11 protein-coding genes and 1 tRNA gene are annotated in these 13,447 nt (G+C 46.1%); 5 read left to right on the top strand and 7 right to left on the bottom strand.

Translation table 11 applies throughout. From position 1 onward, the window contains the following. The first annotated feature begins 35 nt into the window (after positions 1-35). Genes F569_RS0101135 through F569_RS0101125 form a run of 3 tightly spaced genes read left to right on the top strand, consistent with a single transcriptional unit; the run spans position 36 to position 2,416 of the window. Positions 36-851 (top strand): 3-deoxy-manno-octulosonate cytidylyltransferase, encoded by an 816-nt coding sequence (locus F569_RS0101135; protein ID WP_026940670.1) that lies wholly within the window; start codon positions 36-38, stop codon positions 849-851. Beyond that, positions 848-1,462 carry a histidine phosphatase family protein gene (locus F569_RS0101130; RefSeq protein WP_026940669.1) on the top strand — a complete coding sequence of 205 codons (615 nt, stop codon included), beginning with the start codon at positions 848-850 and terminating at the stop codon, positions 1,460-1,462. Before F569_RS0101135 ends, F569_RS0101130 begins: the two co-directional genes overlap by 4 nt. Positions 1,463-1,471: 9 nt before the next feature. Next, positions 1,472-2,416 (top strand): Gfo/Idh/MocA family protein, encoded by a 945-nt coding sequence (locus F569_RS0101125; protein WP_026940668.1) that lies wholly within the window; start codon positions 1,472-1,474, stop codon positions 2,414-2,416. Here F569_RS0101125 and F569_RS0101120 read toward each other — a convergent pair. From F569_RS0101120 to F569_RS19945, 6 genes are all read right to left on the bottom strand, one after another. After that, a complete protein-coding gene (locus F569_RS0101120; RefSeq protein WP_026940667.1) occupies positions 2,413-3,231 on the bottom strand; it encodes an MBL fold metallo-hydrolase in 819 nt (272 codons plus the stop codon). The genes F569_RS0101125 and F569_RS0101120 overlap by 4 nt on opposite strands. Continuing rightward, the gene (locus tag F569_RS0101115; protein WP_026940666.1) at positions 3,228-4,022 is read right to left on the bottom strand and encodes a TatD family hydrolase; all 795 of its coding nucleotides are present in this window, start codon (positions 4,020-4,022) and stop codon (positions 3,228-3,230) included. The genes F569_RS0101120 and F569_RS0101115 overlap by 4 nt, the downstream gene beginning before the upstream one ends. Then, a complete protein-coding gene (locus tag F569_RS15920; RefSeq protein ID WP_051279071.1) occupies positions 4,022-5,083 on the bottom strand; it encodes a DNA polymerase III subunit delta' in 1,062 nt (353 codons plus the stop codon). Before F569_RS15920 ends, F569_RS0101115 begins: the two co-directional genes overlap by 1 nt. Then, the gene (tmk, locus tag F569_RS0101105; RefSeq protein ID WP_026940665.1) at positions 5,076-5,732 is read right to left on the bottom strand and encodes a dTMP kinase; all 657 of its coding nucleotides are present in this window, start codon (positions 5,730-5,732) and stop codon (positions 5,076-5,078) included. Before tmk ends, F569_RS15920 begins: the two co-directional genes overlap by 8 nt. Beyond that, on the bottom strand, positions 5,732-6,871 hold the full coding sequence (locus F569_RS0101100; protein ID WP_026940664.1) for a D-alanyl-D-alanine carboxypeptidase family protein: 1,140 nt from the start codon (positions 6,869-6,871) through the stop codon (positions 5,732-5,734). The genes tmk and F569_RS0101100 overlap by 1 nt, the downstream gene beginning before the upstream one ends. 94 nt (positions 6,872-6,965) lie before the next feature. Next, positions 6,966-8,030: a septal ring lytic transglycosylase RlpA family protein gene (locus F569_RS19945; RefSeq protein ID WP_051279069.1), complete on the bottom strand. Its 1,065-nt coding sequence runs from the start codon at positions 8,028-8,030 to the stop codon at positions 6,966-6,968. Between the two features lie 291 nt (positions 8,031-8,321). Between F569_RS19945 and F569_RS0101090 the strand changes: the two genes are divergently transcribed. Together F569_RS0101090 and F569_RS0101085 are read left to right on the top strand one after the other, a co-directional pair. Then, positions 8,322-8,411, top strand: a tRNA-Ser gene (locus F569_RS0101090). Positions 8,412-8,578: 167 nt separating this feature from the next. Next, positions 8,579-10,096: a tryptophan halogenase family protein gene (locus F569_RS0101085; RefSeq protein ID WP_026940663.1), complete on the top strand. Its 1,518-nt coding sequence runs from the start codon at positions 8,579-8,581 to the stop codon at positions 10,094-10,096. A 71-nt stretch (positions 10,097-10,167) separates the two neighbouring features. Here the strand turns inward: F569_RS0101085 and F569_RS0101080 are convergent, their stop codons facing one another. Next, positions 10,168-13,239, bottom strand: a complete 3,072-nt coding sequence (locus F569_RS0101080; protein ID WP_051279065.1) for a TonB-dependent receptor — start codon at positions 13,237-13,239, stop codon at positions 10,168-10,170. Between the last annotated feature and the right edge of the window lie 208 nt (positions 13,240-13,447).

Genomic DNA, 13,447 nt, shown 5'->3' with positions numbered 1-13,447 from the left:
TTGCATGTCATCTTGGCAATCTGTATCAGCGCCATATGCAAACGCTTATTGTTGTTCCGGCGCGTTACGCCTCGACTCGCTTTCCGGGAAAGCCACTCGCTAAGATTGGCGGCATTTCCATGTTGAGGCGCACAGCGCGAACCGCTGAGTTGGCCTCACAAAAAATACGCAATTCGGACTATGTGGTTGCGACAGATGATGCGCGCATAAAGGCGCATTGCCATGAATATGACATTCCAGTCGTCATGACGCAGGCTAAGGTTAAAACAGGTAGTGATCGCGCTTTAGCGGCGGCACAAGCTTTAAATGTAAAATTGGATAATGGCTATGATTGCATTGTAAACCTGCAAGGGGATGCTCCCTTTACCCCCTTAGAGCACATTGTGGCTATGGCTAAGGCCATGGAAAACGGGGCTCAGGTGGCCACGCCTTATATTCAGCTATCATGGGAGGCCTTAGAGGCTTTAAGAGCGCATAAGCAAGAAACGCCATTTAGCGGTACTTGCGTTATAAAAGCGCAAGATAACACAGCTATATGGTTTTCGAAAAATATTGTGCCTGCCATGCGAAAAGAAGAGGTTTTGAAAGACAAATCTGAGCTCTCTCCTGTTCTTCGTCACGTCGGTTTATACGCCTATACCCATAAAGCCTTGAAAGCCTTCACAGAAAGCCCTGAAGGTTATTATGAATCCTTGGAAGGGTTGGAGCAGCTACGCTTAATAGAAAATGGCGTGCCGATAACCTGCGTGAAGGTTGATCCGCCGCTTATCGCAACATCTGGAATCGATACGGAGGCTGACCTTAAGCTTGCAGAAGCCCTGATCGCTGAACATGGCGATCCATATCTATGATGCGTATCGTCATTTGCCGCCATGGAAACACCTTCGATAAAGGAGATGTTGTCACTCGTGTGGGGGCGCGAACCGATTTGCCTTTGTCAAAATCTGGCGCCGCTCAAGCCCGGCAGCTTGCGGCGCATTTTTCGGCATCTGATATTGTCTTCTCGGAAGCATTCTGCTCTTCGCTTAAGCGAACGCAGCAAACAGCGGAAGCTATATTGACCTCAAAACATGTCGCTAAAAAATTGAAATCGTTGCAATTTTTAACTGAGATTGATTACGGCGTTGATGAAAATGCCGCTGAAGAGGATGTGGTTGCGAGATTGGGTCAAGAGGCCATAGATAAATGGGATCGTGACGCGATACCACCTCGCGGTTGGCAAGTTGAACCGAAAGAAATCATAAGGGCTTGGGAAAAATTTTTTGAAAATTATAGAACCTCAAACTCTTCCGGTGATATTTTAGTCGCCACCAGTAATGGAATAGCGCGTTTTGCTCTTGATGCTGTCGATGAAATTGCTACAGACGCCCCAAGAAAACTACGGACTGCGGCTTACGGCGTTATAGAGATTGAAGGCGGCATATCAAAAGTTAAGGTTTGGGATAAGCGAGCCACAGATTAGGATAATTATATGACAAAGATAGCTCTGATTGGTGCAGGCCCTATGGCTGTGGCTTATGCGGTAGCCCTTAAAGATATGGATTGCGAAATTTCCGTAATAGGACGCGGCGAAAAATCCGCTCAGGCTTTTAAAGAGAAAACAGGATTGGATGTCCGCACGGGCGGGCTTGAGGATTATCTGTCTTCGGGAACTGATTTACCTAATCACGCAATAGTTTCTACGCCAGTTGACGCCCTCGCTCCAAATACGAAAGCGCTGATCGGAGCGGGTATCAAGAATATTTTGGTTGAAAAGCCTGCGGGTCTTACCCCGCAAGAGACGCAAGATCTGTCTGACTTTGCCGCCGATAATGGCGCGAATGTCTATGTTGCCTATAATCGACGCTTTTATGCCAGTGTTAAAGCGGCAAAAAAACTTATCGACCAGGACGGCGGCGCAACATCGTTACGTATGGAGTTTTCTGAATTTGCCTTTCGCATCAAAGATGTTCCGACGGCAGCTCACATCAAATCCCAATGGCTTTATGCTAATTCGACTCATGTTCTTGATATGGGGTTCTTTTTGGCAGGTTACCCTAAGCAAATATCAGGATTACAGGCTGGGGGCTCTGACTGGCACCCCGCTGGGTCTCAATTCGTCGGACATGGCGCCTTGGAAAATGGCGCTCTGTTCTCATATCACGCAGATTGGGATGCCGCCCCACGATGGATGGTGGAAGTTATGACGCCAAAACGAACTCTCATGTTTAATCCGCTTGAAAAGCTGAATGAAAGATCGCCTGAAGGCTTTGCCATAAATCCTGTGGAGTTGGATGACGATTTGGACGCGCGTTATAAGCCAGGTTTGTTCGCACAAACAGATGCCTTTCTTAAAGGCGATGCGACGGATTTGGCAACGATTGCATCACATGCGGATCATATGGAAAATATTTATAAGGTTATACGCGGCGCTTAGAGACGGATTTCCATGCCATCATAAGAGGGCCTTACATTTCCAAACAGCTCATTTTTAAGCGTGTGGTAATCCATATCAATATGCAGGTTCGTCAAAATACCTTGCTTTGCCTGTGTTTTAACGAGCCATGATAGGGCCTTATCAGCGTGGGCGTGGGTAGGATGATCATTATAGCGCAGGGCATCCAATATCCACGTGTCTACGCCTGTCAGTGCCTCAAACCCTGCATCCGCCATATCCCAGACGTCAGGGGTATAAGCGAGCTTGCTGTCCAAAATAAAACCGAATGAAGGTGTAGGGCCATGACTAAGCTCCAGCACATCCACAGACAAAACGCCGCCTGGTCCTGAAACGTCAAATCGATCTTCGCCTTTTATAAGCTCTTGCAGTTCCAAAATCGGCGGATGAACACGCCCTTCAGGCATTTCAAAGCAATACTTAAAACGCTCATAAACGTGTTCTTTAGTATGCGCGTCCATATAGGTCGGTATGCGCTTACGCATGCGGTACGCAATGGCGCGCAGATCATCAATGCCGTGGCTTTGATCCGCATGATCATGGGTGTAAAGCAGGGCGTCAAGCCGTTTCACATCCGCTTTAAGGCACTGCTCACGCAAGTCAGGGGAAGTATCGATTAAAGCGGCCGTGCGTTCTACTGCAGGAGGTTCTTTTGGGCCCTCCCAGTACTCGACATATAGCGAGCAGCGAGAGCGGCGGTTTTTAGGCTGATTGGGGTCGCAAACACCCCAATCTCCGCCCACACGGGGTACGCCGCCGGACGAGCCGCAGCCTAATATAACAGCTCTGATAGTCATGCGGTTGCCCCCGGTCGCTTAGCTTTCTCAAATAGATTGAAAAATGCATCAGTCGTACGTTTAGCGGTGTCCTCGAAACTCCACCCTTTTACCTCGGCTAAAGCCTCACAAACCTCTCTAACATAGGCAGGTTCATTACGCCGTCCGCGATACGGAACGGGCGCAAGATAAGGACAGTCTGTTTCCAGCATAATACGCTCATCCGGCATATCTTTAGCTAGAGCGCGGACATCATGTGCATTTTTAAATGTCAAAATACCTGAAACAGAAAAGTAAAAACCTTGATCAGCCCCCCATTTAGCTAAGTCCGCTCCAGACGTGTAGCAGTGGAGTTCGGCGGAGAAAGGCCCCTCCTCTTTGATAGTGGTCTTTAGCGTGTTCATCATCAACTCATCAGCTTCGCGAGTATGGATGATAAGTGGCAATCCCGTCTCACGGGCGGCAATAATATGGGCTTTAAAATTATGTATCTGCTCGGCTTCTGAGCTGTAACCATAATGAAAATCATAGCCGGTTTCGCCAATGCCAATAACTTTAGGGTGTTGCGCGCATTTGATGAGCTCATCCGCTGTAATATTTGGGTTCTCTTTGGCATCATGCGGATGTGTCCCTACAGAAGCCCATATATCAGGATAGTCTTCGGCAATGGCGACGACATCCTTAAAATCGGAAAGTTTGCAGCAAATATTGAGCATTGTACTCACGTCTGACGCAAAAGCTCTGTTTATGACGTCTTCTCGGTCTTCATCAAATTTCTCGCCGTGAAGATTTACATGACTATCAACCAACATTAGGCGGCTCTTATAGCGGAGAGTGTATCAGACATGACTGTCTTCTTATCCATATTGATGGCCGCTTCAAGGCGCTGCATCTCTCCGACTTTATCCCATAATTTCTGCCAGACCTCTGGGGGCTTTGAGACGGGTAATGGTTTGAATGCTCCATGCCATTCACCCGTTACTGAAAATACCGACTGGGCTTGCAAGATATCTTGCAGGGCTTCCCAGAATAGCTTCCGCGAGGCTCCTGCACTTTGCGCTGCAAGGCTATTGGCCAAAATATGATCCATTTTTGACTGTGACCGATCCAGACTACCCAAAAATCCTGTGAGCGGCTTTAAAACGGTATCGGCATTCTGGGCTAATGCAATAGCTTTACCTGGCCCGCCTCGAGATAGTTTGACGGCCGCCTCAATAATTTGGTCAGGTGCCTCTATCCGGTCTCGTAGCCAAGGCGAAATCTCTGCCTCCGGGACGGCGCGAAGAGGTAAATGCATACAGCGCGATCGAATAGTTGGCAGCAATCTGCCCGGTGAAGAAGATAACAATATTATCAGTGCTTTAGCAGGGGGTTCTTCAAGTAACTTTAAGATCGCATTTTCTGAATTACGGTTAAGTTCATCTGCGGTGTCTATAAGACATACACGCCAACTTTGGTCTTCTGCAGCGGTGCCTTGGAAAAACTTTCCCATTGCGCGTACATCATCGATGGGTATTTCTGTACGAATCTTCTTAAGTTTAAAATCATAGGGACGTCGAAGCAGCATGAAATTCCCGTGACCAAGGCTTTCAATACGCTGCGCCACAGGATCACTTTGAGGGACATTCATGCTGGTCGTTAGCAAAGACTTGCCGCCGAGGATATGCCGAACCATGCGATAGGCCAAAGTAGCTTTGCCAACACCCGGTGGGCCTGTAATCAGCCATGCGTGATGCAGGCGCCCACTGGATTGAGCTTCAAGAAACCGTTTTTCAGATTCGCTATGTCCGATTAAGTCATAAGTTTCACGCGGGTGCGGACATCCTGGCGCACGGTCGGCTTCAGGATATTCTTCTATCTCTGTTTTACGCACTACTGCCTAACTTACCCGCGAGTTCGGGATATTTCTGGCTCACGGCAAAAAGAATTCTTGCTTGAACGCCATCGCGTGATGCAGCCGCATCCACAGTAAAAACCCTGTCCGCTTCATCATTTGCAATATCTAAGAAAGCCTGCCTCAATGCGTTATGAAATACGATTGACTCCGCATCGAAGCGTGACAAGTCCTCACCGCGTGTTTCGACGCGCTTCTGAGCCAGTATAGGGTCGATATCAAATAATATTGTAAGGTCTGGTTCAAAGCCGTCCATGACGGCAGCATGCACAGATTTCACCTTGTCAGCCCCAAGACCTCTCGCATAACCTTGATAAGCCATGCTCGAGTCTGCGAAGCGATCACTGATAACCCACACGCCGCGCTCTAAGGCAGGTTTTATGAGTTTCTCAACGTGATCAAGGCGCGCGGCATACATCAGAAGCAACTCTGTCATGCCCGACCATCTATCTGCTGTGCCTTCAAGAACAAGGTCGCGAATAGCTTCCGCGCCAAATGTGCCGCCCGGTTCACGTGTCATGACTGTCTCGATACCTGCACCTTGAAGAGCCTCTACAAGCATCTTTGCTTGAGTCGTTTTGCCTGCGCCTTCACCGCCCTCAAAGGTTATGAACTTTCCAGTAGCCATTACTCTCCCCGAATTTTTCTAATCAAAACGCTCCAGGCTTTACCAATTGCGGATTTGCCCTTGACGTCATCAATGGCTTTGAGCGGAATAACGCGGTCTTCCTTGCCTGGTATGGAAATAACCATATCGGCTATGTGATCGCCAGCCATTACAGGCGCACTAACTGTTTTAAATATCATCTTCGATCTAATTTTTGATCTATCGCCTCTGTAAAGACCTGCAATGACAGTTTCATCGACTTTAACACCGACGTTATCAGCCTTACCCATAAAGATATCAATTTTGCCGATTATATCTCCCTTGGCATAGAGATCATAAACCTTAAACTGATCAAAGGCTGCACCCATAAGTCTGTTTGCAACATCGCTGCGTTCTTGTTTATTTTCCAGACCATTTATGACAATGATGCGCCGATCGTCTCCACGCTTTGCTGACCCCACAAGGCCATAGCCTGAAACGGAAGTGCTGCCTGTCTTCAGTCCATCAGCGCCAGTAAACTTGCCCAAAAGCGGATTGCGATTACCTTGTCGAATATTGTTCCATGTGAAACTGCGCTCGTTATAGATGGGATAATATTCAGGATGATTTGTAATCATATATTGAGCGAGCTGCGCAAGGTCATAAGCGCTGATTTCGTGTTCGGGATGCGGCCATCCAGTAGAATTACGGAATGTAGCGCTTGTTAAGCCCATTTCACGGGCGCGGGCTGTCATTTTATCCGCAAAAGCCGTTTCAGACCCAGCTAAACCCTCTGCCATGACGATGCAGGCGTCATTGCCTGATTGGATAATTATCCCTTTAATCAGGTCTTCAACACGGGCTGACGATTTCACATCCAGATACATGGTGGAGGATCCTGAGGCAGCTCCGCCGCGCCGCCAAGCTTCTTCGCTCACTCTGAATTCTGTATCCATTGTGATTGTTTCATTTTTCAGGGCTTCGAAGATCATATTGGCGGTCATAATCTTGGTCATAGAGGCTGGTGCCATGGGCTCCCGTGCGTCTTTTTCATAAAGAACCTCGCCTGTTTCAAAATCCATGATGACAACATGTGGTGCTTTGGTCGTAAAACCGCTCTCTTGCGCATTGGCAGACCCCGCGAGCGTAAAAACCAAGGTAGCAAGAAGAGAACGAAACACAAAAGGCCTGTAGTATAGAATCAAAAAAGAGCACCCGAAGATGCTCAATATAGATGCCTTAGCTTTGTGGCGGGAACAAGCCCACTCACGGGCTTTATTTTGTTTTAAGGCGCTCTTTTATAAGTCTTGGTTGCTGATGAGTATCGCTGTGACCTGCAACATGAATAGGCCCTTTTATAGTCAGCGTCACTTGTCCGCCATCCTCAGGCTCAGGCTGAGCCGCATAAGGCTGAGGCGCTTGTGGTGTGATTGGGTCCGGAACAGGTTCAAAACTTCGAGGCGCCGTGTATACGGGGCGTTCCGCGACTTGCGGTGCTGTGTAAGGCGTAGGTGCTTGTTCCATTGGCTGTTGGCGTAAGGGGCGGTATTCCTGTGTTGGAGCGGGAGCCGGTGTCGGTAACGAGCGCGGCGCCTCGGCTATTTGAGGGGCTTGTTCTTGACGTGGCCGCGGGGCAGGTACAGAGCGTTTAGCTGCCATTGGGTCGGCGGGGCCTGCATATTGTACGCGAACCTTTCCTAAGCCCTTACCTTTTGTGCCTAGCATAGTTGCTGCAGCCTCTGACAGGTCAATGATACGCTTGCCTATAAACGGCCCCCTGTCATTGACACGCACCATGAGAGTTTTACCGTTTTCAAGGTTTGTTACATGAACCATTGAGTTCAGCGGTAATGTTTTATGAGCGGCAGTTATATCATTTTTATTATAGATTTCACCTGTCGCGGTTGGTTTCCCGTGGAATTTATCACCATACCATGAAGCAATGCCGACAACATTATAGTCTGGCTGATGTTTAGGGGTATAGGATTTGCCCATAATTGTGTAACGTTTACCGACTTTCTGATGCTTATAGAGTGTCCGATCCACACGGCTCTGGTCGAAAATTGGAGCCGTTGCTCGAGGCGCAGGGCGTGAAACGTCTGGTACGATAACTTGCGGAGCTGTAGGGCGAGAAGACATGTAAGGAGATGTTGAGGCAACACGGCTCGGCATAGCAGTGGAGGCGTATTTTGCGGCGCCCTGCCCGACTTTATATGTGATGGGCGCTGATTGTGCGACCTTAACCGTTTGGGTCGTGCTGCAAGCTGTGGTTCCCATTGCCAAGCCTACACCTGCAATCAACATAATCGCCCGTTTCAATCCATATTCTAAATTCAACATATCTACTCACCTATACTCGTGGACATCTTTTCAGTAATGTCCGCTCTACACCTGCTGAACAGTTGCCTTGTCTAACGCAGGGCTGACCTCTTCAGTATGTGTTAAGCTAAACGAACATCTTTAAATCGATGTTAGGTAACACGCTTAACGGGAGGTTTTTTTACAGGGTTAGTGAGGCGTTAATACGTTATGGGAGCTTATGACTTTTATCGCATTGAGAGGCAAAAATGCTTGAACATGCCTTCAAAACATTTTAGAGCGCTGCAACGCACAACTAGTCCTTACTTTTGCGGGTGGGTGGCAGAGTGGTTGAATGCACCGGTCTTGAAAACCGGCATGGGGGCAACTCCATCGGGGGTTCGAATCCCTCCCCGCCCGCCACTTCTCTATCAATAATATATATAGGAAACACTTAGCAGTTTCCGTGTCACGTCAGTTCCATTATGTTGAAAACGACAATAAAGTCGCATAGTTACAGCTCACAAATATGCTATCACGTATGTTTAGTCTTTATGTGATTTTTATTTAAACTATGCGGAGCTTGTACATTGAGGTCACTTCCTGATTCCAACATTAAAAATATTGTTATAATTGGTGGTGGTACTGCGGGTTGGATGGCAGCAGCAGCTATGGCCAAGCTAATTAACCACCCCAACATCAACATCACGCTTATTGAGTCCGAGGTTATTGGAACAGTTGGCGTAGGCGAAGCAACTATTCCGCATATAAGATCTTTTAATCACCTATTGGGACTGCATGAGGATGATTTTGTTCGAAAGACAAATGCCACTTTTAAATTAGGTATTGAGTTTGTGGATTGGGATAAACTGGGAAAGTCATATATTCATCCTTTTGGCCCCTATGGTGTTCCCATGAATGGTGTAAGATTTCACCATTATTGGTTAAGGCAAAAGCATGGTGGCAGTAGAGTATCTGTTGATGATTATAATCTACAGGTAATGGCTGCCAAAGCAGGAAAGTTTAGCCGACCTCAAAATATTCCAAACTCACCCCTCAGTACGATTGAATACGCCTTTCATTTTGACGCGAGTCTTTATGCTAAATTCATGCGAGAATTTTCAGAAAATTTAGGTGTTAAGCGGATCGAGGGAAAGGTCTGCGATGTCAAACAAGTACCGGAAACAGGCTTCATTGAGAGTGTTGTTTTGGAAAACAATGAAATAATTGAAGGTGAACTTTTCATTGATTGTTCTGGCTTCCGAGGTTTATTAATAGAGCAAACATTAAAGACGGGCTATGATGATTGGTCCTCAGTTTTGCCTTGTAATAAAGCTGTAGCTCAAGCCAGCAAGAGAAAGAACGCTCCCCTTCCCTATACTCGAGCAACAGCAAAGTCAGCGGGTTGGCAATGGCGTATCCCCCTACAATCTCGTACGGGCAACGGTCATATATATTGCAGTGATTATATGTCAGATAGTAAGGCACTTGAAACTCTCATTGATGGGATGGACACAGATGCGATTGGGTCACCTAAATTTCTGAATTTCACAACGGGCAAGCGTAAGAAAATCTGGAATAAGAATGTTATCGCATTGGGTTTGGCTGCAGGGTTTATGGAACCATTAGAGTCAACCTCTATTCATTTGATCCAGACAGCCATTGCGCGCTTAATGACAAATTTTCCGGATAAGAACTTTAATGAAGCTGATATCAATTATTTTAATGATCGAAGCTTGTTGGAATATGAACAAGTCAGAGACTTCCTAATTTTACATTATAAAGCGACTAAGCGTGATGATAGTGAGTTTTGGAATTATTGCAGAACCATGACAATCCCAGAGAGTTTAAAAGAGCGTATGGCTATATTTAAAGAGAATGCCCGCCTCTATCGCCATGATAATGAACTGTTTGGGGATGCTAGTTGGTTCTCTGTGTTTAATGGGCAAGGTATAGAGCCTGCACGCTATCATCCCAATGCTAATATTATGTCGGAAGATGAATTCAATTCGCGTATGTCTTCTATCCAGACTACTTGGAGCGCATGCTTGAAATCTATGACGTCTCATGAGAGATTTATAGAGCAGCTCTGCAGTTCTGAAATGTAGATAACTAGTAAGAGACAATAAAAAATGGAGAGCCAAGGCTCTCCATTGTAAGTTTTAGCTGAGTTCAAACTTTAGAACTTGTAACGTGCACCGAATTTAATCCGGCGGTCACCTGTGAAGCTTGTACGTCCGAAGCGTTGACCGTCAGCATCAATTTGCTGCTCTGCATTTGCTTTTTCGTCCAAAATATTAGCAACTTGCAAGCGGATTTGGAAATTGTCATTGAAATCATATTTCGCAGAGCCATCCAAATACCCTGTTGCCTGTTGGAAAATAGGGTTGCCCGTAACAAAGTCACGATAAGAGCCCAAATATTCTGAACGCCAATTATAGGCGAGACGCATTTCAAGTTTTTCGTCTTGATAAATACCAATGATATTAGCAGCGTGCTCTGATAATCCTGGGAAATCATTTACACCAAAACGATAAATTCGTTGAAAATCAAACCCTGGGTCGCCTTCGACAACTTCAGGTACAGGAGCATTCGTTTTCGCGTCTATATATGTATAGTTAGCTTGGATACCGAGGTTACCTAAAATACCAGGTAACTCATCATAAAATTGAGTATAGGCTAGCTCTAAACCTTTTATCTTAGCTTCATCTTGATTGAGGTCACCGTTAAAGATGATTGGAACTTCACGGCTGTCAAGGGTCGCAGTACCAATGGTTTCTGAACCATAGATGATGTTATTTTTGATATCTTTAGAGAACAGAGACAAGGTAAGTGAATTATCATCTCCGAAATAGTGTTCTATTGATACATCCAGGTTGGTCGATTCAATAGGTTTTAGATCTGGATTTCCGCTAAATACATTAATTTGATTTGGCCTGATATCCAATATCCGCTCATCTTGAGGAACAGTGGGGTCATCAGTCGTAACAAAGAGTAGTCCAGCAACAGTCGTTTGATTGGCTCTCAACTGATCAATACGTGGACGTGTGATCGCCTTACTTGCAGCGAAGCGAATGAGGGTTTCATCACTTACGTTCCATTTAAGGTTTAGCGATGGTAACCAATAATCATTACTTGACAAATCAGCATCACGCTCTTCAAATCCCTCTTGATCGAAAAATGCAACAGTTTCAGGGCTAAAATCAATTGGTGTCTGACCCGCGTTATTTGGGTCATTGAAGATTTGCACAAAGGTATTACTCCGCACACCTGTCACGTCAGTTTTTGTGTATCTTACCCCCACATTACCTTCAATTGACATGCCATTTTCGAATTCATTACCAAAATCCAGACGGCCATAGTAATTTTGCACCTTCTCTCTAACGTCTCCTACAGAACCACGGCAGGCATAGTCAACGCCATCAAACCCGTTATCCTTTAGAGGGGCCCAATCGCTGTAAACTGTGAAAGGGTTATCGGGACATCTCTGATCATCAATTCGAGAAGGAATTGTTTCTTCGCCTGCCAAGGCACCAACGAAAGAATCATAATTCTGGAGTAGATCTCGGTTAGCAAAAACAACTTGTGTTTGTCCGCCGCGCACAACGCCTCCGCGAAAAAATCCGCCAAAATCTACGACTTCGCCAGTTCCCGCACCAGAGAATTCCGAATAAGGTAAATATCCACCAGCCCATGGCGGTGCAACGGCAGCCCAGTTCAGTCCCGCTTGACGGTTTACCTGCTCCCGATCAGCGAAACGCGCTCCAAATTTAATTGCGTCAAACCAACCGTCATTGTCGAATTCATATTCAATGTCTCCGCGTAGGGCATACATGTCCCCATCATTTTCTTGGAACTCATCCGCAGCAAACAATAGGTTTGCATTAGAAGGATCTGAGAGAACTCCATTAGTTGGAGAGCCACCACCAGCGCGTCTGTTAGGATTGTTGTTTAGTGTTGGCTGAAGAGAAATCCAAGGGTCATCTAAATCAGCATTCAACTCGAAATCAGAAAAGAAACGTGTTCCACCCCAAAGGCGTTCCCGTGAAAATTCAGCAGATGTTTTATGTCCGTCAAGGTGTACAAATAGCTGATCTGTTGGACGCCATTTGATATTTAAGCTAATATCATCAGTCTTTGACTTATCAACTTGGTTGATGCCTAAATTTGTGAAGGGAGCGCCCGCAGCGCCCGTCCAATCACGAAGATTATTTGAAATCACTCCGGATTCGTATAATCCTGTGACAGCTTGTGTCATTTCGCAAGTCGGATTGGCTGGCGTTGGATCGTTACCGCCTTGGCACTGTGGCAAACCACTTGACGTAAATGGAGTTGTTGTCAAACTAGCGACTTCAAATTGATTCCAACTTTCACCATCCGGGAAAAATTCAAGTGTGCGCTCATCGCTATTTGTATCATTCTCAATGAGTGAGTACTTAGCAGTAATTTGCAAGTCCCCTGTATTATCACGCCACTGTCCTGCTATGTAATAACTATCCCGTTGGCGATCTACTTCATTTGTTCGTAGTTGGAAACCACCTGGGAGACCTATGGTCTCATTGCCTGTATTAAAAGGAACAACCTGCCCAATTTGGAAGCCGTGAAGTTCGGATTGTAACTGTGAATTGGAATACGATCCCAATAGTCCAAACTCACCGTTACCCGTGTCCCATCGATCACCCAATATGACACTGAATTCTGGTGAAAACTTTTTAGCCAAATCTGTGTACGTTACGTCAGCGGAAACTTGGGCTAATGTTCCGTTCTGATCAAATGGTTCTAAAGTCCGCAGATTAATAGTACCCCCGATCCCGCCTTCGATTAGGTCGGCTGATGTGTTCTTATATACATCAACGGCGCCAATTAACTCAGGAGGAACAGTTCCGAAGTCAAGCGAACGTCCACCATTAGCTGAAAAAGCATCACGCCCATTATACTCTGATCTTACCAAAGTTAAGCCGCGTATAAGATTACCGCCTCCTTCAGGTGATGGAAAGTCACCACCATTGTTATTCTCGATGTCAAATCTCTGCGCTACGACGCCGGGTACTCGTGCTAAAGCTTCTGCGACAGAAAGGTCAGGTAACGCAGAAACATCTGACGCTGTTATTGAGTCAATTGCTGTATCAGCCTCACGTTTTAGATCACGAGCCTGTTTCAAAGCCTGGCGAATACCTGTTGTAACAATCTCATCATCTTCCTCTACAGAAGTGGTGTTGTCTTGCGCGTGTGCCATTGTTGGCAAAGTCATTAAACTCGCAATTAATGCAGTAGTGCCCATGAGCGCTAGCTTATTTAGGTGGTCCATTGGCGTGTTTATTTTGGATTTCACTGAATCTCTCCCTTGTGCCTTGATGGCTTTTGACGTTCTGTAGAACTATTTAATGATCCTTTACGGATTCTCTTAAAGCCTATAAAGACCAATTTGACAGCGCTGTCAAATATGTTTGAGGGACCAA

The sequence above is a fragment of the Hellea balneolensis DSM 19091 genome (assembly GCF_000428525.1).
GTDB classification, from domain to species: domain Bacteria; phylum Pseudomonadota; class Alphaproteobacteria; order Caulobacterales; family Maricaulaceae; genus Hellea; species Hellea balneolensis.
This window is presented reverse-complemented; position numbering and strand designations above follow the sequence as displayed.